Source organism: Streptomyces sp. NPDC005374, assembly GCF_042872225.1.
In the GTDB taxonomy this organism is placed as follows: domain Bacteria; phylum Actinomycetota; class Actinomycetes; order Streptomycetales; family Streptomycetaceae; genus Streptomyces.
Genome location: NZ_JBIAKA010000007.1, coordinates 441196 through 462342, shown reverse-complemented (window position 1 = coordinate 462342; position 21147 = coordinate 441196). Strand labels below are relative to the sequence as shown.

General features: G+C 71.7%; 21 protein-coding genes and 1 pseudogene. 8 read left to right on the top strand and 14 right to left on the bottom strand.

What is annotated here, in order from left to right; genetic code table 11:
- Window positions 1-574: 574 nt before the first annotated feature.
- Window positions 575-1753, bottom strand: a complete 1179-nt coding sequence (locus tag ACFYRX_RS20710; RefSeq protein ID WP_389101567.1) for an acyl-CoA dehydrogenase family protein — start codon at window positions 1751-1753, stop codon at window positions 575-577.
- A gap of 70 nt (window positions 1754-1823) precedes the next feature.
- Window positions 1824-2198, bottom strand: a complete 375-nt coding sequence (locus ACFYRX_RS20705) for a ferredoxin (protein ID WP_389101565.1) — start codon at window positions 2196-2198, stop codon at window positions 1824-1826.
- 107 nt (window positions 2199-2305) lie between these two features.
- Here ACFYRX_RS20705 and ACFYRX_RS20700 point away from each other — a divergent pair, with 107 nt between their 5' ends.
- Window positions 2306-2683 (top strand): DUF6479 family protein, encoded by a 378-nt coding sequence (locus tag ACFYRX_RS20700; RefSeq protein WP_389101563.1) that lies wholly within the window; start codon window positions 2306-2308, stop codon window positions 2681-2683.
- Window positions 2684-2759: 76 nt separating this feature from the next.
- Here the strand turns inward: ACFYRX_RS20700 and ACFYRX_RS20695 are convergent.
- Together ACFYRX_RS20695 and ACFYRX_RS20690 are read right to left on the bottom strand one after the other, a co-directional pair.
- Window positions 2760-2903: pseudogene (locus tag ACFYRX_RS20695) on the bottom strand (glycoside hydrolase family 15 protein); the annotation flags it as partial.
- A 373-nt stretch (window positions 2904-3276) separates the two neighbouring features.
- Window positions 3277-4905 carry an MFS transporter gene (locus ACFYRX_RS20690; RefSeq protein ID WP_389101561.1) on the bottom strand — a complete coding sequence of 543 codons (1629 nt, stop codon included), beginning with the start codon at window positions 4903-4905 and terminating at the stop codon, window positions 3277-3279.
- 151 nt (window positions 4906-5056) lie between these two features.
- Between ACFYRX_RS20690 and ACFYRX_RS20685 the strand changes: the two genes are divergently transcribed.
- Window positions 5057-6052 carry an Lrp/AsnC family transcriptional regulator gene (locus tag ACFYRX_RS20685; protein WP_389101559.1) on the top strand — a complete coding sequence of 332 codons (996 nt, stop codon included), beginning with the start codon at window positions 5057-5059 and terminating at the stop codon, window positions 6050-6052.
- Between the two features lie 237 nt (window positions 6053-6289).
- Window positions 6290-7663, top strand: a complete 1374-nt coding sequence (locus tag ACFYRX_RS20680) for a Tat pathway signal sequence domain protein (RefSeq protein ID WP_389101557.1) — start codon at window positions 6290-6292, stop codon at window positions 7661-7663.
- Between the two features lie 79 nt (window positions 7664-7742).
- On the opposite strand, the gene ACFYRX_RS20675 is transcribed toward ACFYRX_RS20680, so the two are convergent.
- Entirely contained in the window at window positions 7743-8450 is a 708-nt protein-coding gene (locus ACFYRX_RS20675; protein ID WP_389101555.1) for a FadR/GntR family transcriptional regulator, read from the bottom strand.
- 134 nt (window positions 8451-8584) lie between these two features.
- Window positions 8585-9466 (bottom strand): LLM class flavin-dependent oxidoreductase, encoded by an 882-nt coding sequence (locus tag ACFYRX_RS20670; RefSeq protein ID WP_389101553.1) that lies wholly within the window; start codon window positions 9464-9466, stop codon window positions 8585-8587.
- A 195-nt stretch (window positions 9467-9661) separates the two neighbouring features.
- Between ACFYRX_RS20670 and dhaK the strand changes: the two genes are divergently transcribed.
- From dhaK to ACFYRX_RS20655, 3 genes are read left to right on the top strand one after another with little or no spacing between them, the layout of a single operon-like run.
- Window positions 9662-10654 (top strand): dihydroxyacetone kinase subunit DhaK, encoded by a 993-nt coding sequence (gene dhaK, locus ACFYRX_RS20665; RefSeq protein WP_389101551.1) that lies wholly within the window; start codon window positions 9662-9664, stop codon window positions 10652-10654.
- A gap of 37 nt (window positions 10655-10691) precedes the next feature.
- Window positions 10692-11291: a dihydroxyacetone kinase subunit DhaL gene (gene dhaL / locus ACFYRX_RS20660; RefSeq protein WP_389101549.1), complete on the top strand. Its 600-nt coding sequence runs from the start codon at window positions 10692-10694 to the stop codon at window positions 11289-11291.
- The gene (locus ACFYRX_RS20655) at window positions 11284-11694 is read left to right on the top strand and encodes a PTS-dependent dihydroxyacetone kinase phosphotransferase subunit DhaM (RefSeq protein WP_389101547.1); all 411 of its coding nucleotides are present in this window, start codon (window positions 11284-11286) and stop codon (window positions 11692-11694) included. The genes dhaL and ACFYRX_RS20655 overlap by 8 nt, the downstream gene beginning before the upstream one ends.
- Before the next feature lie 62 nt (window positions 11695-11756).
- On the opposite strand, the gene ACFYRX_RS20650 is transcribed toward ACFYRX_RS20655, so the two are convergent.
- Together ACFYRX_RS20650 and ACFYRX_RS20645 are read right to left on the bottom strand one after the other, a co-directional pair.
- Window positions 11757-12395, bottom strand: coding sequence for a TetR/AcrR family transcriptional regulator (locus ACFYRX_RS20650; RefSeq protein ID WP_389101546.1), 639 nt, complete (start codon window positions 12393-12395; stop codon window positions 11757-11759).
- A 101-nt stretch (window positions 12396-12496) separates the two neighbouring features.
- A complete protein-coding gene (locus ACFYRX_RS20645; RefSeq protein WP_389101544.1) occupies window positions 12497-13195 on the bottom strand; it encodes a glycoside hydrolase family 75 protein in 699 nt (232 codons plus the stop codon).
- 348 nt (window positions 13196-13543) lie between these two features.
- On the opposite strand from ACFYRX_RS20645, the gene ACFYRX_RS20640 reads away from it, so the two are divergent.
- Window positions 13544-14530 carry a fibronectin type III domain-containing protein gene (locus ACFYRX_RS20640; RefSeq protein ID WP_389101542.1) on the top strand — a complete coding sequence of 329 codons (987 nt, stop codon included), beginning with the start codon at window positions 13544-13546 and terminating at the stop codon, window positions 14528-14530.
- 167 nt (window positions 14531-14697) lie between these two features.
- Window positions 14698-15249 (top strand): hypothetical protein, encoded by a 552-nt coding sequence (locus ACFYRX_RS20635; RefSeq protein ID WP_389101540.1) that lies wholly within the window; start codon window positions 14698-14700, stop codon window positions 15247-15249.
- Between the two features lie 6 nt (window positions 15250-15255).
- Here the strand turns inward: ACFYRX_RS20635 and ACFYRX_RS20630 are convergent, their stop codons facing one another.
- The 6 genes from ACFYRX_RS20630 to ACFYRX_RS20605 all read right to left on the bottom strand — a co-directional run bounded on the left by ACFYRX_RS20630 (window position 15256) and on the right by ACFYRX_RS20605 (window position 21104).
- Complete coding sequence (locus ACFYRX_RS20630) at window positions 15256-15798, bottom strand: PadR family transcriptional regulator (protein WP_389101539.1); 543 nt, start codon at window positions 15796-15798, stop codon at window positions 15256-15258.
- Between the two features lie 30 nt (window positions 15799-15828).
- Window positions 15829-17844 (bottom strand): FAD-dependent oxidoreductase, encoded by a 2016-nt coding sequence (locus ACFYRX_RS20625; protein ID WP_389101537.1) that lies wholly within the window; start codon window positions 17842-17844, stop codon window positions 15829-15831.
- 212 nt (window positions 17845-18056) lie between these two features.
- On the bottom strand, window positions 18057-18425 hold the full coding sequence (locus tag ACFYRX_RS20620) for a hypothetical protein (protein WP_389101535.1): 369 nt from the start codon (window positions 18423-18425) through the stop codon (window positions 18057-18059).
- 104 nt (window positions 18426-18529) lie between these two features.
- Window positions 18530-18799: a DUF3040 domain-containing protein gene (locus ACFYRX_RS20615; protein WP_389101533.1), complete on the bottom strand. Its 270-nt coding sequence runs from the start codon at window positions 18797-18799 to the stop codon at window positions 18530-18532.
- A 21-nt stretch (window positions 18800-18820) separates the two neighbouring features.
- On the bottom strand, window positions 18821-20056 hold the full coding sequence (locus ACFYRX_RS20610) for a cation:proton antiporter (RefSeq protein WP_389101531.1): 1236 nt from the start codon (window positions 20054-20056) through the stop codon (window positions 18821-18823).
- Window positions 20057-20228: 172 nt separating this feature from the next.
- Window positions 20229-21104, bottom strand: a complete 876-nt coding sequence (locus ACFYRX_RS20605; RefSeq protein WP_389101529.1) for a hypothetical protein — start codon at window positions 21102-21104, stop codon at window positions 20229-20231.
- Window positions 21105-21147: the final 43 nt, after the last annotated feature.

Below are 21147 nucleotides of genomic sequence, written 5' to 3'. Positions count from 1 at the left end.
ATGCGGTCGTTGGCCGTATGGCCGCCCTGGTACAGGTCGTTGCCGACCCCGATCGCTGCAGGCGGCCTGCGCAGGAACCTGCGGCACTGCGGGCCTGAGTCACCAAGGGCGATTTCCAGGGGGCGTAGCGACACTACTGGTCATACGGCTGTGGTGAGGAGCTTTTAGCAAGGCGTTCGGCTGGCGTTCCCGGCCGAGCGTTCCGCGTGGGCTGCCGTTGCCACCGAGGCCGCCTGGCGGAAGACGGTCCCCGCGCCCGACAACACCGTGGCCCCCGGTGACGCGCGACGCGCGTACGTCCCCGGTGTACCGGCCCCCAGTGTGACGCTCTTCAATACACTCGCCGTCGGCGAGGCCGTCACCCACTTCCTCGGCGCACCGCCGGCCCGCACGAGAGCCACGACGATCTCGGATCGGTCATCCACCGCCCGCGAACCCGCGAACGGCATCGCCAAGATCCCCGTCGGAACGCCCGCTGTCACGGTGTACGTCCACGGACAACATCGGACGCGGCGCCGACAGAGAACTCACGACCCAGCAGGCGGAACCCGCTCGATCCCGACCGGCCCGCAGGCTAACGCCGCACACGCGGCATACCCAGACCGATCCACGAGATGATCTCCCGCTGGATCTCGTTGTTGCCGCCGCCGAAGGTGAAGATCACCGCCGAGCGGTAGCCGCGCTCCAGTTCGCCGTGCAGGACGGCGCCCGCCGAGCCCTCCTTCAGCGCGCCGGCCGCCGCGACGATCTCCATGAGCCACGCATAGGCGTCCCGGCGGGCCTCGGAGCCGTAGACCTTGACCGCGGAGGCGTCGTGCGGGGTGAGAGTGCCGTCCTGGACCGCGCCCACCATCCGCCAGTTGAGGAGTTTGAGGGCGTCGAGGCGGGTGTGGGTCTGGGCGAGGCGGCGGCGTACCCAGGGCAGGTCGATCACACGGCGGCCGTCGGTGAGCTTGGTGTCCGACGCCCAGCGCTGCACGTTGTGCAGGGCACGGATCGCCATCGTGCCGTGGGCGGCGAGCGTGACCCGCTCGTGGTTGAGCTGGTTGGTGATCAGCCGCCAGCCCTGGTTCTCCTGGCCGACCCGGTGCGAGACGGGGACGCGGACGTTCTCGTAGTAGCTGGCCGTGGTGTCGTGCGAGGCGAGGGTGTTGATGACCGTGCAGGAGTAGCCAGGGTCGGTGGTCGGCATCAGGAGCATGGTGATGCCCTTGTGCGGCGGCGCGTCCGGGTCGGTGCGGACGGCGAGCCAGACCCAGTCGGCCGTGTCGCCGTTGGTGGTCCAGATCTTGTGTCCGTTGACGACGTATTCGTCGCCGTCCCGTACCGCGCGGGTCTTGAGGGAGGCCAGGTCGGTGCCCGCATCGGGCTCGCTGTAGCCGATCGCGAAGTCGATCTCACCGGAGAGGATGCGGGGCAGGAACCAGGACTTCTGCTCGTCGGTGCCGTACTGCATGATCGTCGGGCCGACGGTGTTCAGGGCCATCAGCGGCAGCGGCACCCCGGCCTGGGCGGCCTCGTCGAAGAAGATGAACTGGTCCGTCGCGGTCAGACCGCGGCCGCCGTACTCCTTCGGCCAGCCCACGCCGAGCCAGCCGTCCGAGCCGAGGCGCCGGATGGTGTCGCGGTAGAAGCGTTTCTGGGCGTCCCGGTCGGTGAAGCGCGCGTGCGCGTTGTCCGGGACCAGTTCGGCGAAGTACGTGCTCAGTTCGGTGCGCAGCCGTTGTTGCTCGGGGGTGTGGTCGAGATGCACGGCGCCTCCAGGCTCCCAGGCCGGTCCTGACGGCGCACACCGTAGAACGTGTTCCAGAAATTGGGAACGGTCAGACCAGGGTCGCCATGAAGTCCGTGCACGCCTGCGCGCACTCGCGGCATGCCTTGGCCGCGTCCTCGGTACCGGCATGCCGGTCCATGACCTGCGCGCACTCCAGGCAGACCGACCGGCACCATTCCAGCTGGACGCGGATGCCGGCCTCGTCGAGGTGGTTCTCCTCGGAGAGCACACGACAGGTCGCGTCGCACACCTCCGCGCACATGATGCCCTTGCGGCGCAGTAGTTCGTGCTCCTCGGTCCCGTCCGGATCGACCAGGCTCGCACGCAGCGCACAGGCTCGCGCACACTCGGTGCACGCCTGGGCACACGCGAAGCGGTCCTCCAGGAAGCGGAAGAGCTCCTGCTGTGAAGTAGTCGTCGTCACACCGGGCGGGTAGCCGCGGGCCGGGCGGCCAAACCCGGTGTTCCCGGCGTTCGCCCCCGGCCCGGTGCGGGTCGGTTCACCCGGGGTGCCAGGGGTACCCGCGTGACATGAACCAAGCCGTGAACACCGAATGGATGGACATCGCCGCGGGCCGGGGCGGCCTCGCGGCCGGACTGATCGTGGCGGGTGTGGTGGTCGTCGCGGTCCTGATCGGCGCCTTCTGGCTGGGCGCCCGCGTCAAGCGCAACGAGTCGCGCCCGCCCACTCCCGAGGAACAGCCGAAAATGCCGGAGGGCGGTCCGGTCCGTGAGGTCCGCGAGCACCGGGAGGCCGACGAGATGCCCAGGAGCGAGACCCGGCTGACCCCGCACGAGCTGCCGAACCACGGCAACAGTCCGACCCGGACGGGCTCGTCCCAGGAGCGGCCCCGCTGGGACGAGGGCGGCAGCGGCGGCTTCGGCAGCGGTGGTCCGGGACGCAGCTGACGTGTCCGGCCGGTAAGGGTGCCCCGGCACTTCTGCGCGGCCGTCGTTCGGAACAGCTGGAGGCGGGCGTCCCGGTTCATTCACCGAGCCGGGCGGCCGCCTCCAGCAGCAGCGCGTGGACGAAAGCCTGGGGGAGGTTGCCGAGCAGCCGGCCCTGGGCGATGTCGAACTCCTCGGCGCACAGGCCGGACGCCCCGCAGGCACCGCGGTTGCGTTCGAACCGGAACACCAGCAGGGCTGGACCGTCGAGGCTCTCCGTCGGCCGGCAGTGCGTAGTCGTGCAGCGCGTGGGGCGGGAAGGGCGCTCAAGGCGTGCGGGTACTCAGGGGGCGGGGAGATCAAGGGGGCGTCGCGCCACGAGGTGGGCAGACTGCGGAGTCCGGGGAGTCGGGCGCGGGGGCGACGGGGGCGACGGCTCGGAACTCCGGGGAGCCGCGGAATCGGAGCCGGGAGCCCACCCGGTGAGCTCATCCCCGGCTGCCGCCCCTGCTCGGACCTCCGGCTCGCCGAAGGTTCGAAACCGGAAGGCGGCCCGAGAGCGACCGCCCCGACACCCGCCGCGCCCTGGCCCTGCGGCTGCTGCGGCGGCGGCTTCAGACTTCCCCGTCGCTCCCCACCGCTGCCGTGACCCCCACGACGGACGCGCCGCCACCCGCCGGGCTCGACGCGGCGACCTGTGTCACCCCGGAACCCGCCCTCGCAGGCCGACGCAGGAGGACGAGGGCGACCGCCGCGGCCAGTAGCGTCAGCGACCCGGCGACGGTCAGACACAGCCGCAGTCCGTCCAGGAAGGCATCGCCCAGGGCGCCCATGACCCGTCCCGTGTCCGCCCCCAGGTCGAGCCCAGCGACCGCACCCAGTCCTGCCTGGTCAGCCGCCGCGAGGGCCTGCTCCCCCGCCGTCCCGGTCACCCCGGCATCGGCCAGGTGAGCGGGGAACGCGTTCAGCGCGCGGGTGGTCAGCAACGCGCCCAGGACGGCCGGTCCGAGCGCGCCGCCGACCTGCCGGAAGGCGTTGTTGCCCGCCGCGGCCATGCCGGCGAGGTGGTACGGCACCGAGGCCACGGCCGTCGCTGTCATCGGCGTAAGGACGGCCCCGAGGCCCAGCCCCAGTGGCGCCAGCCGCCAGGCCAGGGACAGGAAGGAGGTGTCCGCGTCGACACCGATCAGCGAGAACAGCGAGGCGGAGACGACGAGCAGACCAGCCGTGATCAGTACGCGGGCCGAGATCCGGTGCATGAGGCGCCCCACGGGCCCACCGACCAGCAGGGCGCACGCGGTCACCACCAGCAGCCGCCAGGCCGCCTCCAGGGTGTCGAGCCGCTGCACCATCCCGAAATAGAGGCTGAGCAGGAAGAAGAAGCCGATCAGCGCGAGGAAGGTGATCATCGCGACGAGCGTGGTGGCGGTGAAGGCAGGGCTGCGGAACAGTGCGAGGTCGAGCATCGGACTGTCGCTGCGCTGTTCGGCGAGCACGAAGGCGACACCGCCGACGACGGCCACCGAGAGGGCCGTCATCACCATCGGGTCGGTGAAGGAGCCCGCTCCGCCCTCGATGACGCCGTAGACCAGGGCCGTGACGGCCACCGTGGCGGTGATCTGGCCGGGCCAGTCCAGCCGCCGCTCGAAGGGCGCGCGCGAGTCGGTCAGCAGCCGGGCGGCGAAGCCGGCGGCGAGCAGTGAGACGGGGATCGCCAGCAGGTAGATCCAGCGCCAGGCGAAGTGGTCGAGGACCACTCCGGCGACGATCGGGCCGACGGCCAGCGCCGCCATCAACGAGGTGGCCCACAGCCCGATGAACCTGCCGCGCTCCCGGTGGTCGGGCACCACATGGCTGATCAGCGCCAGCGTGGTGGGCAGCAGCGTGGCCGCTCCCAGGCCCGCGAGGGCCTGCCCCAGCCACAGCATCTGCACCGACTGGGCCGTGAGTGCGACGACGCCACCGGCCGCGGAGAAGAGCAGCCCGGCCTGGAACACCTTCTTGCGCCCATGGACGTCGCCGACGACACCTGCGGTCAGGATGAACGCTGCCATGGGCAGGACGAACGCGTCCTGGACCCACGACAGTTGGGCGGTCGTCGCGTCCAGTGCCGACTGGATGGCGGGCAGGCTCACGGCGACCGTCGTGACCGGCAGATAGGCGACGAAGACGCCGAGGCAGGCCATGACGAGCGTGGCAGCCCGCCGTTCGGCCGGCCCGGTTGCCGGGGTCGTGACATTCACGGGGGACTCTCCTCTACGACGACGCGCACCGCGGCGGTTCACTTGATCTCGGTCGCCCCAGCTTCGGCCGCACCTGTCCCAATCCCCTACGCGGTGGCCAGAAACGCGCATCAACCTCCATTTCAACGACTCGAGCTGCAACACTTCTTCCATGGCCGACGAGATCGACAGGAAAATCCTCCGTGCACTGCGCTACTCGCCGCGCGCCTCTTTCCGGCTCATCGGTGAGGTCGCCGGGGTGTCGGAGCAGACCGCGGCCCGCCGCTGTCAGGCTCTGCGGCGGGAGGGGGTGATGCGAGTGGTAGGTCTGGTCAACCCGGAGGCACAGGGCCTGGCCCGCTGGGTCACCCGCATCCGGTGCCGCCCCGACCGGGTCGCTTCGCTCGCGGACGCCCTCACCCGGCGGCCCGACATCGCCTACCTCGCTCTCGCCTCGGGCGGTTCGGAGATCATCTGCTTGATCCACTCACCGGTCGACGCCGCGCGCGACGACATCCTCCTGCGACAACTGCCCAAAGCGGCCTCGGTGCTGGACGTCAGCATCGACCTGCTGATCCACCCGTTCGGCACCGCGGGCGTCTCCGAGTGGGGCGGATACGGCGGCCACCTCACTCCCGAGCAGATCGCCCTGCTCATCGCGGACCGGCCGCCCGCGCCCACCGGGCCCCACGATCCGCCCACCGCCGAGGACGCCCCGCTTCTCGCCGCCCTCGCCGAGGACGGCCGCACCACTCACACCCGGCTCGCCGAACTCACCGGCTGGTCCACCGCACGCGTCGCCCGTCGGCTCACCGCCCTGGAGTCCTCGGGGGCCCTGTCCTACGACGTCGACCTGCTCGCCGAACGGCTGGGCCACCACCTAAACGCCACGCTCTGGCTGCGCGTCGCCCCGGCTCATCTCCACCGTGTCGGCGAGGAGTTGGCGGACCACGACGAGGTGGCTTTCGCGGGCGCCATGAGCGGCGACCACAACATCATGGTCGTCGTCACCTGCCGGGACACGGAGGACTTCTACCGCTACCTCACCACCCGCGTGGCCGCTGTCCCCGGCATCGACGCCTACAGCGTCAGCATCCGGGTCCGCCGCCTCAAGCAGGCCGCCTCACTCATCGCGCACGGCAGGCTGATCCCTCCGAGCCCGGCATAGCAGCAGCCCGGAGGCCGGCATCCGTCCGCGCCGGACTCCGGTGCGAGTCACGCGGAGCCGATCCGATCCCGGGACCACTCGGCTCCACCGGTCGCCCCGGTCACGTCCGCCAAGGAGCCGGCCGACAACTCCTGTTCGGATGCCGGACGTTGACCGGCCCCGGGCGCCACAGCAGAATGGCCCCGCCCCTTTGAGAGCGCTCTCACGCCCTCCGTCCCGTCCTTCCCGAGGAGACCCATGACCGGCAGCCCACGCCAGCCCCTCAGCCGCCGTACGCTCATCGGGACCGGCATCACGGCCGCGATCCTCACCGCGACCGGCACCGGCACGGCCCGGGCGGCTCAGGACGGGGCCGAGGCCTCCGCGCCGCGCCGTGCGCAGGCCTTCCTCGCCGCCGCCATGGACGCCTACCCCGACCACGGCACGATCCGGCTCACCCAGAGCTACGCGGACCAGGCGGGTCTGTTCAGCACCGCGTTCACCTACGACAACGCCCTCGCGATCCTGGCCCTCCTCGCCTGTCCCGGGGGCGATGCCCGGGCCGTGGCGCTCGGTGACGCGCTCCTCTACGCGCAGGACCACGACCCCGCCCACGACGACGGCAGACTGCGACAGGCCTACAACGTCGGGCCGTACACCTTCTACGACGGCTCCCCGCAGCCGGACGGGTTCGTCCGGGCGGACGGCACGGCCAACGTCGGTACGCAGTTCGGCTTCACCGGCACCGCGGTGGGTGACATGGCGTGGGCCGGCATCGCGCTGGGGGCGCTCGCCGGGCGGACCGGTGGGCGTCGCTTCCTCACCGGCGCGGTCCGGATCGGCGAGTGGATCGAGCGGGTCGGGCGGACCGACGAGCCACTGGGCGGCTACAAGTTCGGCGTCAACGGGGCCGACGAGCGGCTCCCGTTCACCTCGACCGAGCACAACACCGACCTGGTGGGCCTGTTCGGGCAGCTCGCCAGGCTGACCGGGGACCGGGTGTGGCGGGAACGACGCGCGCGGGCCCGGGCGTTCGTCGAGAAGATGTGGGAGCCGTCGGGCGGTTTCTTCTACACCGGCACCAACGACGGTGTGACGATCAACAAGTCCCCGGTCCCCGAGGACACCCAGACCTGGACCCACCTGGCCCTCGCCTCCCGCACCCACTCCCGCTCGCTCGACTGGGCCGCGAGGGAACTGGCCGTACGGGACACGGCCGACCGCCCCAACAGCACGGTCCCGTCCGGTCAGTCCTACGAAGGCGTCACGTTCAGCTCCGCGAGCCTGCTGGCGGACGAGGACGCCCCGATCGCCGACGGTCAGCCGAGGCCGGACCGGGGCGGCGTCTGGTTCGAGGGCACCGCCCACCTCGCGCTCGCCCTGCGCGAGCGCGGCTCGGCCGGCGACGAGAAGCGCGCCCGCCGTCTGCTCGCCTCGATCGAACGCGCCCAGGACCTCCTCGGCGACGCCCAGACGGTCGGCGGCACGGCACTCCCCGCACGCTCCGGAGTCGTGTCGGCGAGCAGCCCCCTCGACACCGGTTTCGGGTTCGGCTACTACCCCTACCGGCACACGGGTGCCACCGCCTGGTACCTCCTGGCCACGGCCCGCGCCAATCCGCTGGGGGCGTGACCAGAAGCCCGCAGTCCGCAGTCCGCGGGAGCAGGCCGCCGTCCAGGGTCGTACGCCGTCCCGGCCCTGGACCGCGGGGCTATGAGCCGGTGGCCGGCTCCAGGGACCGCAGGTGTTCCCGCAGCGACTGCTCGGTGCTGCTCACGTGCAGCAGTGCGGCCGCCTGACTGAGAGCCGCGTCGCGCGTGGACAGGGCCGCGAAGATCGCCTCGTGCTCGGCGAGGGTACGGCCCGCGGCCCGGGTGTCGACCAGGCCGCGCCAGATACGGGCACGCAGCGTGCGGCCGGAGATGCCCTCGAGGACGGCGAGCAGGGACTCGTTGCCGGTGGCCGAGACGACGGCCCGGTGGAAGGCCGCGTCATGCACGTTGAGCCGCTCCACGTCGTCGCGCGCCTCCCGCATGGCGTCCAAGTGCCGCTCGACCTCGGCGAGTTGCCCGTCGGTGATCCGGGTGGCGGCCAGCGCGGTGGCGGCCGGTTCGAGCAGCCGCCGTACCTCCATGAGGTCCAGCAGTGCCCCCGAGTCACCCTGGAGGAGTTCCACGGCCCCGCCCAGCCCCTCCAGGAGGAGGCTCGGCTGGAGGCTGGTCACGTACGTGCCGTCGCCGCGCCTGACCTCCAGGACCCGTGCGACGGCCAGCGCCTTGACCGCTTCACGGGCGAGGTTGCGGGACAGGCCCAGCTGGGCCGCCAGGTTGGCCTCCGGCGGCAGCTTCGAGCCAGGAGGCAGCGAACCCGTGCGGATCAGTTCGCGGATCTGCTCGATGGCCTTGTCCGTCAGGGACACCGGGGGCCTCCTTCAGAGGTTGGGCGCCGATCATACGGTGACGGCAGACGAGGGATGTTTCCGAAGGAACAGACATCCGCGCCTCGGCAACGGCCCGTCGCAGCCGGCCCGGTGCTGCCGGGCCGGCTGCGGAGTCAGTCCTGCCGGTGCCCGAGAGCCCTCATCAGAGCTTCGAGCTGTCCCACGGGCTCGGGGCCGACGACCCGCAGGACGACCGTGTCGGCGCCCGCCGCCGCGAGGGCGTGGATGGCCTCGGCGGCCTCGGGCGCCGTACCCGAGACGGTGAAGACCTCCTCCTGGGGGCGGCCGAGCCAGCTGCCGTGGCCCTTGGTGTGGGGGTGAAGGACGTGGGCGACCTGGTCCGGGTCGTCGCCGACGTGGCAGAAGGCGAACACGTTCAGGCTGTGATCGGCGCGTGCACCGCCCTTCGCGGTCAGGGCCCGGATGTTCTCGAGGTCGTGGGGGCCGTGGCCCTCGGCGATCAGGGTGCCGTCCGCGACACGGCCGGAGAGCTCGAGGGAGCGGGGCCGGACGACACCGGCGACGACCGCCGGGATCTCCGCCGGCGGATGGACCAACCGCACGCCGTCCAGGCGTACTTCACGGCCCTCCAGTTCGACCTTCTCGCCCCGCAGCAGTGCGCGCACGGCGGTGATCGTCTCCTCCAGGAGAGCGAGTGGGGAGCGTGGCGCCACTCCCACCTGTTCCATCCACTCGCGCACGCCGTGTCCGATGCCGGCCACGAGCCGTCCCGGGAACACCCTTGCCAGCGTGGCCAGTTCCATCGCCAGCAGTGCCGGACTGCGCAACGGCGCGGGCGCGATGCCGATGCCCACCCGCAGGCGCTGCGTCGCCCCCAGCGCCACGGCCGCCGCCGACACCCCGCCGTTCCAGCCGAGGTCCTCGACGACCCACAGGTCGTCCACACCCAGTGCCTCGGCCCGGCGCGCGAAGCCGGGGAGCCCCTCCGGAGCCCAGTCGCGGTCGTGCATGACACCGATCCGAAGGTTCGTCATACGCAGAACCTATGCGGCGGACGCGGTGTGGATCAACGGTGTTCACGGGAGCGCCGCGCTTCCGTGCCGGAAACCGCGTCCGGACACCGTCAGCCGCCGCCCGGCGTGACCTTCACTGCCTCAAGGTCGATACTTCCGAAAGCAGCACTCCGAGCCGGCGCACGGCCCATCCGCACGGGCCACCAGGAGGTACCCATGAAGATGCTGATCAACGTCCCGGAAACCGTGGTCGCGGACGCCCTGCGAGGCATGGCGGCCGCCCATCCCGAGCTGACCGTGGATGTCGAGAACCGGGTGATCGTACGACGGGACGCTCCCGTCGCCGGGAAGGTCGCCCTGATCTCCGGCGGCGGTTCGGGTCACGAGCCGCTGCACGGCGGTTTCGTCGGGCCCGGCATGCTGTCCGCGGCCTGCCCGGGTGAGGTGTTCACGTCTCCGGTGCCCGACCAGATGGTGCGGGCGGCCGCCGCCGTGGACAGCGGGGCGGGCGTCCTGTTCATCGTGAAGAACTACACGGGTGACGTGCTCAACTTCGACATGGCGGCCGAACTCGCCGAGGACGAGGGCATCCAGGTCGCCAAGGTCCTGGTCAATGACGACGTGGCGGTGACCGACAGTCTCTACACGGCCGGTCGGCGCGGCACCGGTGCCACCCTGTTCGTGGAGAAGATCGCCGGCGCCGCGGCCGAGGAGGGTCTGCCGCTGGAGCGGGTGGAGGCCATCGCCCGTCAGGTGAATGAGAACTCACGCAGTTTCGGCGTGGCGTTGAGCGCGTGCAGCACACCGGCCAAGGGCAGCCCGACCTTCGATCTGCCCACCGGTGAACTGGAGTTGGGGGTCGGTATCCACGGTGAGCCCGGCCGGGAGCGCCGGTCGATGATGACCTCGCGGGAGATCGCCGACTTCTCCGTGCACGCCATCCTGGACGACATGCGCCCGCGCAACCCCGTGCTCGTCCTGGTCAACGGCATGGGGGCCACCCCGCTCCTCGAGCTGTACGGCTTCAACGCCGAGGTGCAGCGGGTGCTCGGCGATCGCGGGGTCGCCGTCGCCCGCACCCTGGTCGGCAACTACGTCACCTCGCTCGACATGGCCGGCGCCTCGGTCACCCTGTGCCAGGTGGACGAGGAACTGCTGCGCCTGTGGGACGCGCCGGTGAGGACACCGGGGCTGCGCTGGGGAGCGTGAGGAAGCGATCACCGTACCGACCACCCAAGGAGATCCAGTGCTCGACGCCGACTTCTTCCGCCGTTGGATGACGGCGACCGCCGCGTCCGTCGAACGTGAGACGGAACGGCTCACCGCCCTCGACTCCCCCATCGGGGACGCCGACCACGGCAGCAATCTCCATCGCGGGTTCACCGCGGTGGCCGCGACCCTGGAGAAGGAGACCCCGGACACCCCGGGCACGGTCCTCGTCCTCTCCGGCAGCCGGCTCATCTCGACGGTCGGCGGCGCTTCGGGACCCCTGTACGGCACGCTGCTGCGGCGGACCGGCAAGGCTCTCGGGGATGCCCCCGAGGTCAGTGCGGAGGAGCTCACCCAGGCACTGCGGGCGGGCGTGGAGGCGGTCATGGCGCTGGGCGGGGCCGCACCGGGCGACAAGACCATGATCGACGCGCTGGTGCCCGCCGTCGACGCGCTCGGTACGGGTTTCGCGGCGGCCCGGACGGCCGCCGAGCAGGGGGCCCTGGCCACCACTCCGTTGCAGGCCCGCAAAGGCAGGGCGAGTTATCTCGGCGAGCGCAGCATCGGCCACCAGGACCCGGGCGCGACCTCGGCGTCGCTGCTGATCGGCGCTCTCGCGGAGGCGGCCGGTGAGTGACGGACAGCTGGTCGGGATCGTGCTGGTGTCGCACAGCGCGGAGGTCGCCGCGTCCGTGGCCGAGCTGGCGAAGGGGCTCGCGGGAGGCGGCACCGAGGTGCCCGTCGCTGCGGCCGGTGGCACCGAGGGCGGTGGGCTCGGTACGAGTTCGGAACTGATCGCCGCCGCGGCAGCGTCCGTGGACCGGGGTGCCGGGGTCGCCGTTCTGGCCGACCTCGGCAGTGCGGTGCTCACCGTCAAGGCGCTGCTGGCGGAGGGCGACGAACTCCCGGACGGGACACACCTGGTGGACGCTCCGTTCGTCGAGGGTGCGGTGGCCGCGGTGGTCACGGCGGCGACGGGAGCCGATCTCGCGGCGGTGGAGGCGGCCGCCGCGGAGGCGTACAGCTACCGCAAGGTCTGACAGTCGGCGCACGGCAGGGCGGGCAGCACGGTGGCGGAGGCTTGGCATCGCCCCGACGGGTGCTATGCGACCCCTTGCGCCGCGACGGCGAGGGCCGAGCGCAGGGTCTCGATCAGCTCGGCCTCCGCCGTCGCGCGCTCGGTTCCGGCGTCGGCGGTGCGCCAGGCGTGGTGCTCGACCGCCGCGCGCAGGGCCGCGTTGAACATGGCCGCCCGGATCCTCGGCCCGAGTCCCTCGCAGGGAGTTCCGGCGCGTTCGGCCAGGGCGCGGGCGAACACCGGCTCCGCCTCGTCGTAGGTCTGGAGCCAGACGGCCCGCAGTCCCGGTTCGGTGCGGGTCAGGCGCACCAGGTCGCCGACGGTGGCCCGCTCGGGCCCGCCGAAGATACCGATCCCGGCCGCCAGGGTTTGGTCGAAGAGCCGCTCCAGCGGCTGGTCGGGCGCCCACTCCCGCAGCAGGGCCGCGATCATGTCGATGCCCTCCGAGAACAGGGGACCGACGCAGCTCTCCTTGCTCGGGAAATAGCGCCACACGGTGCGCGCCGAGACGCCGACCGCCTGGCCGATCTGTTCACCAGTGGTGGCCACCACACCCTGGGCGACGAACAGCTCCACCGCGGCCCGCGCGATCTCCAGCCGTATCTCCGCCTTGCGCTGCTCGGTCAGGGGTGGTCGCCCCGTGCGTCCGCGCGCTGCGGTCATCGGTTCCTCCGGCTTCGGTGATCGTCTGATCGCCCTCACCGGAAATTCTCCACCACGCATTCATGCCTCTTACAGACACGAAGGCGTGTGCCCTCAGCGGGTCATTTCTCCCCGACGAAAAGCCGCGCCAGCCGCTCCCCCGTCGCGACGGCGGCGGCATGGTCCTCGATCGGTTTCACCTTCGAGTCCTTGAAGACGATGTAGGTGACGCCTGAGGACGTGCCGCCGCCGCGCGGGTCGGGTCGGATCCCGAGGGCGTCCGCGGTGGCGTAGGACGCCTCTCCGATGATGCCGCTCGGGCCCACGTCGCCGACGACGGCGTACTGCACCCGGTCCTCGTACACGACGGCCGCGACCGCACCGCCGTGCACCCCGTGGTCGCGGTAGTCCCAGATCCGGCTCGGGGTCGGGACCACGATGTACGGCAGGCGTTCGGCGCTCAGATAGCGGCCGTCGGACTGCTGGTAGGCGGTGGCGTCGGAGAACAGCGGGTCGGTGCGGCGGTTGCAGAGGCGGCCGGGCCTGCCGTCGCAGTCGATGTCCATGTCGGCCTTCCAGAACACCGCGTCCTGGGTGCCGCAGACCGGAATGGTGGCGGGCGTGCCGTCGTCACTGCGGTAGCGGCCGCGCGAGACGGGGGCGCATTTCCGCACCCTGGCCAGCAGGTCGGCGGCCTGGACATCGCCTTCGCGTCGCACCGCCGGCTCCGTCCGGGCGGCGGTGAGCTCCATGGCGGGGGACGCCATGGGGGCGAGCAGAGCGGCGCCTGCCGCGGCCAGCGTCAGCGACTGGACACGCACGATGAAGGACCCTCTCCTGGGGGACGGTGACGCACACTCAGCCCAATCTGATGCTGCTTCAGCTGTGCGGCCACCGCAGGGGGTCCGGACGGGGCAGGGGCCGGGGGCCCTGGTCCTCGACGGACCCCGGGCTCCCGGCCACCGGTTCCGGCGCGGGAACAGCGACGACAGCGGCCCGCGCCACCGGCCCGAACTCCTCTGTGCTCAAGGCGAGTTCAGCCGTGACGGGCTTCAGCATACGTACCGCCCCCGGACCGGACCGACACGGTCCGCCCTCTTGATGCGGGCACACCACCGGCGCCATATTGGTCCGGACTATTGCAGACATGTCCTCCGGGAGGCAGAGCCGTGCGAGGCGTTCCCGTTCCCCTGTGCCTGTGCGCCGCGCTCGTGTTCGTCGGCTCCTGCGGGTGGGGCGGACCGGTCGAGGACGAGAGTGGCCGACTGCCCGCCGCACCCGTCGGGGTCACCGCCGCCGCGGGCAGCGCGACCACCGTGCACGTGATGTGGAACGCCGTGCCGTCCGCCGCGGGCATCCACGGCTACGAGGTATATCGCGGCACCACGAAGATCGAGGATGTGCCGGGTTCGCAGCACATGGTGGATGCCACCAGGCTGCAGCCCGCCACCCGCTACGTGTTCACCGTGCGCGCCCGCGACACCGACGGGCGCCTCGGCCCGCCCAGCCGGGAGGTGCGGGCGACGACTCCCGCGGCCACGGCGTCCGACCACTCCGCCCCGACCCGTCCGGGAGGGCTGCGGGGGCGGACGGCGGGCAGCCGGGCCGTCCAGCTGTCCTGGGACGCCTCGACGGACGACCGGGACGTGCTGTCGTACGACGTCTACCAGGGCGGCAGCAAGATCCACAGTGTGGGCGGGGCCCAGACGGCGACCGTGCTCACGGGGCTGCGTCCGGGCACCCGCTACTCCTTCACGGTCCGCGCCCGGGACGCGGCCGGCAACCTCTCGCCCGCCGGGAGCCCCGTCCGCCTCACCACTGCGGGCAGCGACGACGGCCGGGACACCGCACCCACGGACTTCCGCGCCACGACACGGCTCGGCGGCGACGGGGCCTACTACCTCGATCTGGTCTGGGTGGCGCCCCGCACGGACGGTGTCGTCACGGAGTACCAGGTCCATCTCGACGGCACCGCGGCGACCTCGCTCGTGTTCGGCGGGACACCGCCGCCGGGGAGGGCGACGTACAGCTTCTATCTGGGGCGCGAGGCAGGGGAGCACCACCGGGTGCGGATCCGGGCCCGGCTGCCCGACGGCACGTGGCGCGGTCTGTCGGAGGAGCGCACGGTCACGACGGGCGCGACCGCGGTCCCGTGACGGCCCCTCGTCGTCGCGCCGGACGAAGGAGACCGTCACCTGCCTGGGGGCGCTCCGCGTGCGGGCCGGGCCGTGAGCCCTTTGGCTGTCCCCGAGGCAGCACGGGCCCTCCCCCACCTCGGCGGCGCCACGGATGTACCGCCAACCGTGCCGCCGGAGGGCAGTCCATGCGCACTACTCAGCCACTTCTCCGCTCCGGCCTGACCGTCGCGGCCGTCGCCGCGCTGCCGCTCACCCTGACCGCCGGGCCGGCCGCCGCGGCGACGGGGATCTCCGTGAGCACCTCCGGATCCACGGTCTCCGTCACGACCACGGCATGCTCCCGCACCGCCACCACCGGCGGCTGGGGCACGGCCTCGCTGCTCACCAGCAGTCAGGCCAACTTCAGCCAGGGCCGTCAGGTGGCCCTGTCGGGGACCACCTCGCTCCAGTCCGCGGCCTGGTCGAGCGTCAGCCCCGGCACGTACACGGTCATCGTGATGTGCGCCTACAACAACAGCACGGCGGGCACCCAGTCGATCATCGTCTCGGGATCCGCGACGCCCACGATCTCGGCGACGGCCTCCGCCTCCCCCTCCCGTGGTGTCCTGGGCGGGCTTGGCGGCGCGACCAAGGACTACGGCACCCTGACACTGGCGGCCGGCGGCGGCCTGGTGGCGATCGGCGTGGTGGCCACGGCGTGGTTCCTGCGTCGCCGCTCTCGCCCGTACCGCCTCTGACAGCCTTCACCGGTCCGGGAGTTCACCGAACTCCTCCAGGGCCTCGGTGAGCCACCGGGTCCAGAAGGTCTCCAGCTCGATGCCCGCGCGCAGGACCAGGTGCTGAAGCCTGGCCTGCGCGCTGTCGTCGCCGGGCGGGAAGTCGCGCTTCTGGATCTCCTCGTACTCCGCCAACTGCCGCCGGTGCAGATCGAGATGGCGTCGCAGGTCGGCTTCGAGCCCCTCGGTGCCGACGACGGCCGCCGCGCGCAGCCGCAGCAGCATCGCGTCCCGGTGCGGCTTGGGGTCCTGCGGCGCGGCCGTCCAGCGTTCGAGTTCGGCGCGGCCGGCGGGCAGGACCTCGTAGCTCTTCTTCTGCCCCCGGGTCGGCTGGGCCGCGGGAATGGCCCGGATGTGGCCCTCGGCCTCCAGCTTTCCCAGCTCGCGATAGATCTGCTGGTGCGAGGCCGACCAGAAGTAGCCGATCGACCTGTCGAACCGCCGGGTCAGGTCCAGCCCCGCCGACGGCCTTTCGAGCAGAGCGGTGAGGATCGCGTGCGGGAGTGACATGGAGTCATCCTAGGGACGGCGCCTGTCGGTCTAGAGGGCGGCCGCGACCTCGGTGCCCTGCTTGATCGCCCGCTTTGCGTCCAGCTCCGCGGCCACGTCCGCCCCGCCGATCAGATGCGCGCTGCGGCCCGCCGCGACGAGCTCCTCGTACAGGTCCCGGCGCGGTTCCTGCCCGGTGCACAGGACGATCGTGTCGACCTCCAGGACCGTGCTCTCCTCTCCGACGGTGATGTGCAGGCCGGCGTCGTCGATACGGTCGTAGCGCACCCCCGGGACCATGCCGACTCCCCGGTGCTTGAGCTCGGCGCGGTGGATCCAGCCGGTGGTCTTGCCGAGCCCGGCGCCGACCTTGCCCTCCTTGCGCTGGAGCAGATGGACCGAGCGGGGCGGGGCGGGGCGTTCGGGGGCGGCGAGTCCGCCGGGTGCCGTGTAGTCCATGTCGACGCCCCACAGACGGAAGTACGTCGCCGGGTCCTCGCTCGCCTTGTCGCCGCCGTCGGTCAGGAACTCGGCGACGTCGAATCCGATGCCTCCGGCGCCGAGGATCGCGACCCGGTCGCCGACGGGGGCGTTGTCCCGCAGGACGTCGAGGTAGCCGACCACGCTGGGGTGGTCGACGCCCGGGATGTCGGGGGTGCGCGGGGTGACGCCGGTGGCGACGACGACCTCGTCGTAGGCGGACAGGTCCCCCGCGTCCACTCGGGTGTCGAGCCGTACGTCCACGCCGTGGGCGGCGAGCTGGTGGCGGAAGTAGCGGATCGTCTCGTCGAACTCCTGCTTGCCGGGAACCCGGCGGGCGACATTGAGCTGGCCGCCTATCTCGCTCGCGGCGTCGAACAGCGTGACCTCGTGGCCGCGTTCGGCGGCGCTCACCGCACAGGCCAGTCCGGCCGGTCCCGCGCCGACGACCGCGACGCGCTTCTTCAGCCGGGTCGGGGCCAGCACCAGCTCGGTCTCGTGGCAGGCACGCGGGTTGACCAGACAGGAGGTGATCTTCAGGCTGAAGGTGTGGTCGAGGCAGGCCTGGTTGCAGCCGATGCAGGTGTTGATGGCCTCCGGCGTCCCGGCGGCGGCCTTCACCACGAAGTCGGGATCGGCGAGCATCGGGCGGGCCATCGACACCATGTCCGCGTACCCGTCGGCGAGCAACTCCTCCGCCAGCTCGGGGGTGTTGATGCGGTTGGTGGTGACCAACGGGACGGACACCTCGCCCATGAGCCGTTTGGTCACCCAGGTGTAGGCGCCGCGCGGCACCGAGGTCGCGATCGTGGGGATGCGGGCCTCGTGCCAGCCGATGCCGGTGTTGATGATCGTGGCTCCGGCGGCCTCGACGGCCTTGCCGAGCGTGATCACCTCGTCGAGCGTGGAGCCGCCCGGGACGAGGTCCAGCATGGACAGCCGGTAGACGATGATGAAGTCCTCGCCGACGGCCTCGCGCACCCGCCGCACGATCTCCACGGGGAAGCGCATGCGGTTCTCGTACGACCCTCCCCATCCGTCCGTGCGGTGGTTGGTCTGGGCTGCGATGAACTCGTTGATGAGGTAGCCCTCGGAGCCCATGATCTCGACGCCGTCGTATCCGGCCTTGCGGGCGAGGCGGGCGGCACGGGCGTAGTCGTCGATGGTCCGCTCGACCTCGGCGTCGGTGAGCTCGCGGGGCGGGAAGGGGCTGATCGGCGCCTGGAGGGGACTCGGGGCGACCAGGTCCCGGTGGTAGGCGTACCGGCCGAAGTGCAGGATCTGCATCGCGATCCGGCCGCCCGCACGGTGCACGGCCTCGGTGACCGCCCGGTGCTGCTCGGCCTCCGCGTCCGTGGTGAGCTTCGCGCCGCCTTCGTAGGGACGGCCCTCGTCGTTGGGCGCGATGCCGCCGGTGACGATCAGGCCCACTCCCCCACGCGCGCGGGCCGCGTAGAACTCCGCCATGCGCTCGAACCCGCGCTCGGCCTCCTCCAGGCCGACATGCATCGAACCCATCAGGACGCGGTTGGGCAGAGTGGTGAAGCCCAGGTCGAGCGGGCTCAGCAGGTGCGGGTATCGGCTCATGGGGGCCCCTCCGTCGCGGTCTTGTGCCTCTCTGTTGTAGAGGACCGCGCCGTCTTTATGCAACTAGTTGCACAACCGGGGAGGGGTGATCCGGGCCACGTCGGGTGATGTTCAGGTGGAATGCCGCCAACGTAGTGCCGGTGCGCACGGGCTGTACGCGGGGTGACCGACCGGCCGGCCCACCCGGAGCAAGTCGGCCGGCCGGCCCACGCTCAACGGCTCTCCAGCCGCACATGCAGCTCCCGTTCCTGATCTCCCGAGGCGGAGGAGAGATCCCGCACCGTGAACATCGAGTCCAACGTCGTACGCAGCTTCTCGATGGCCCAGTAGCCCCCCTGCGCGTCGGCCTCCACGGAGGACGACAACCGCGCCGGCGGCGGGCACTCCTGTGCGTCGGTGACCTCGAAGGTGCCGAGCCACACCATCGGCCGGCTCTCATGCAGCTGCTGCGGCACGTCGTCGGCACCTCGGTCGGACTCGAAGCACGCGTTCAGCGTGTCGAAGACGATCCGCGCGTCCTCCGCGCTGCATCCGCTGATCTCCAGGGAGACGGACTCCTCGTGCGATCGCTCGCGTTCCATCGTGATGGCTCCTCTCTCGGGCATGACCGGTACCGCCGGGTTCCCAGCGAACCGCGCCACATCCTCAGAGAAGCACCACCTTTCCCGGAGCACTACCGGCGGCGTCAGTTGTGCGGACGGTCCCGGTGCGGGTCGAACAGCGGCACGGCGATACCGGCGAGCACGAGGCCCGCGGCCACGAGGATGCCCTCCGGCAGGACCATTCCGACGACCAGGAAGGCCACCGCGACGGCAAGGGTGCCCCAGGCACTGGTGCGCCGGTACTCGCGGGGTCGGGCCGGCCGGCCCGACCCCAGTGCACGCGCGAACCGTGGGTCCTCACGCTCCAGCCGTGCCGCGAGATCGCCCAGGTGTTCGTCGTCGGGCCGGTGCATGGCTCCTCCTTCGGACGGCCCCTACCGTTCGAGGTCCGCACCCACCCCGACGGGAACCGGCTCCGGTGCGGTGTCGTCCCCGGACGGCCGGGCACGACGTGCGCCCAGGGCCCGGGCCAGCAGATGGGCCCGCCCCGCGGCCACCGGACCGAGAACGGCCAGGACAAGGACATACCCGGCGATGAACGGCGCCAGACGTGCGTCGAGCCCCGCACTGGCCGCCATCGCACCGAGGATCAGGGCGAACTCCCCACGGGCCACCAGGGTCGTGGCGATGTCGGCGGCGGGCTGGGCGCCGTAGCCGTAGAGGCGGGCGACGAGCAGACCCGCGACGATGTTCATCACCACGGTCACGGCCGCCGCGGCGGCGACGGGTCCGGCGACGGACGTGACGACGCCGGGGTCGATGGACAGCCCGAACGCGAAGAAGAAGATCGCGGCGAAGGCGTCGCGCAGCGGGTGCACCAGCCGTCGGATGCGGGGCCCGGAGGGGGTGCCCGCCAGGATCAGGCCCACCATGAAGGCCCCGATGGCGTCGGCGACGCCCAGGACCTCGGAGACACCGGCGACGAGCACCGCGGCGCCGAGGAAGCTGATGACCAGGAGTTCGTCGTCCCTGACGTGGATCAGCCGGCCGATCCAGCGCGTGCCGTACCGGGCGGCGGCGGCCAGCACCAGCAGGAACCCGAAGGCCTTGCCGGACTGCAGGAGCACCTCCACCGGTCCGCTGGCACCGCTGATGACCGGCTGCAGGGCGGCGAGGTAGAGCGCGAGGAAGATGTCCTCGACCACGATGACGCCGAGGATGAGCCGGGTCTCGGGGCGGCCGATGCGCCCCAGGTCGATCAGGATCTTGGTGACGATCGCCGAGGAGGAGATGCCGAGGACTCCGGCGAGCACCAGGGCCTCGCGGGTCCCCCAGCCCAGGGCGAACCCGAAGCCGAGGCCCACGCCGACGTTGGCCAGCAGGTAGATGCCGCCCGCCGCCAGGAGCCGTCTGCCGCCGGTGCGCAGGTCGTCGACGTGGAACTCCAGGCCCAGGTAGAACAGCAGCAGCACCAGGCCAAGCGCGGAGAGCATCTCGAAGTCGTGCGCGTCCTCGATCAGGACGATGCCGGGGGTGTGCGGGCCGAGGAGGATGCCGGCGAGCATGAACAGCGGGATGGTCGGCAGTCCGATCCGGCCGCCGAGACGGGCGAGGAACGCGGCGGCGAGGAAGGCGCCGCCCATGGCGAGCAGGGTGTCAGCGTGTCCCATGGTTCACCTCCCGCGAGGGCACGGAAGGACGGACGGGCTGTGCTTCACGGGGATGGATGCGCGAACTCCCTTTGTCGGTGGGGTGTTCGTCCACCGTTGCATCCGCCCGTGCGGCCCCGCCATCGGTGCCGACCCTCATTTCCGTGGCGGGCCGGCACCTTCCGTCAGGGGCTCAACTCCTGGTGAAGCGGTACGTCTTGCTGTCCGTCAGCACGCAGAAGCCGGGTGAGACGACGATCACGCGCAGGGTCGCGGTACGGCGGTCGTAGTCGATGCCCTCCGCCTCGAACTCGCCGGAACACGAGCTCCTGAGGGGCAGTTGGCGCAGTGCCGTGACATGCCCGGTGACGTTCGCCGTGCCGGTCGGGGCGGCGGACAGGTCGATCTGGAGGAGCGGCTTGGTGTAGCCGAAGAGCGTGCCCGCCGGGTCGTCGGACGAGCACAGCAGCTGCGTGGCGCTCACGAAGTCGCAGCCCTGTACGTCCCGTACGGCGTGGTCGAGGGTGACGGTGGCCGCCTGCGGAAGGTTCGCCGAGGGCGAGGTGCTCGCGTTGACGCCGGGCGTGGGGAAGACCAGGAAGCGGCTCATGGTGCCGTACTCGCCCGACAGCATCCACTGTCCGTCGGGCGAGATCGCGACCCAGGAGTTGTTGAGCGCCTCTCCGGAGCCGAGCGTGTGGACGTACTCGGACCAGGTCCCGTCCGGCGCCTGCACCCGGAACATCTTCGCGGTGCCGGAGTCGGCCTGGTAGGGCTCGATGTAGTGCCCGTCGTAGGAGGCGTCGGGGTCGCCGACGTGGTTCCAGCCGCGGCTGCTCACGCCGACGGGGATGGTGCCGATGCCGGTGTACCGGTTGGCGGCGCCGGCGGGGACCTCGACCGAGGTCAGGCCCTGGCTCTCGGTGAGCGGGTCGGCGCGGTCGGATCCGGTCTCGGTCCAGGTGTCGGCGGCGGAGGCGGTCGGGGCGGCAGCCATGAGGGCTGTCGCGGTGAGGGTGGCCAGGGCGGCGAGTAGCGCGTGACAACGCTGTCCGGCGCGCAGGGGCATGAGGACTCCTGAGGCTTCAGGGGCGGGGGTGGCGTGGCTCGGC

What these genes read in the sequence shown, in the direction of transcription:
- ACFYRX_RS20700 (WP_389101563.1), top strand. Translation starts at nt 2,306, where the DNA reads ATGAACCAAGCCGTGAACACCGAATGGATGGACATCGCCGCGGGCCGG.
- ACFYRX_RS20685 (WP_389101559.1), top strand. Translation starts at nt 5,057, where the DNA reads ATGGCCGACGAGATCGACAGGAAAATCCTCCGTGCACTGCGCTACTCG.
- ACFYRX_RS20680 (WP_389101557.1), top strand. Translation starts at nt 6,290, where the DNA reads ATGACCGGCAGCCCACGCCAGCCCCTCAGCCGCCGTACGCTCATCGGG.
- ACFYRX_RS20670 (WP_389101553.1), bottom strand. Translation starts at nt 9,466, where the DNA reads ATGACGAACCTTCGGATCGGTGTCATGCACGACCGCGACTGGGCTCCG.
- dhaK (WP_389101551.1), top strand. Translation starts at nt 9,662, where the DNA reads ATGAAGATGCTGATCAACGTCCCGGAAACCGTGGTCGCGGACGCCCTG.
- ACFYRX_RS20650 (WP_389101546.1), bottom strand. Translation starts at nt 12,395, where the DNA reads ATGACCGCAGCGCGCGGACGCACGGGGCGACCACCCCTGACCGAGCAG.
- ACFYRX_RS20635 (WP_389101540.1), top strand. Translation starts at nt 14,698, where the DNA reads ATGCGCACTACTCAGCCACTTCTCCGCTCCGGCCTGACCGTCGCGGCC.
- ACFYRX_RS20630 (WP_389101539.1), bottom strand. Translation starts at nt 15,798, where the DNA reads ATGTCACTCCCGCACGCGATCCTCACCGCTCTGCTCGAAAGGCCGTCG.
- ACFYRX_RS20625 (WP_389101537.1), bottom strand. Translation starts at nt 17,844, where the DNA reads ATGAGCCGATACCCGCACCTGCTGAGCCCGCTCGACCTGGGCTTCACC.
- ACFYRX_RS20620 (WP_389101535.1), bottom strand. Translation starts at nt 18,425, where the DNA reads ATGGAACGCGAGCGATCGCACGAGGAGTCCGTCTCCCTGGAGATCAGC.
- ACFYRX_RS20615 (WP_389101533.1), bottom strand. Translation starts at nt 18,799, where the DNA reads ATGCACCGGCCCGACGACGAACACCTGGGCGATCTCGCGGCACGGCTG.
- ACFYRX_RS20610 (WP_389101531.1), bottom strand. Translation starts at nt 20,056, where the DNA reads ATGGGACACGCTGACACCCTGCTCGCCATGGGCGGCGCCTTCCTCGCC.
- ACFYRX_RS20605 (WP_389101529.1), bottom strand. Translation starts at nt 21,104, where the DNA reads ATGCCCCTGCGCGCCGGACAGCGTTGTCACGCGCTACTCGCCGCCCTG.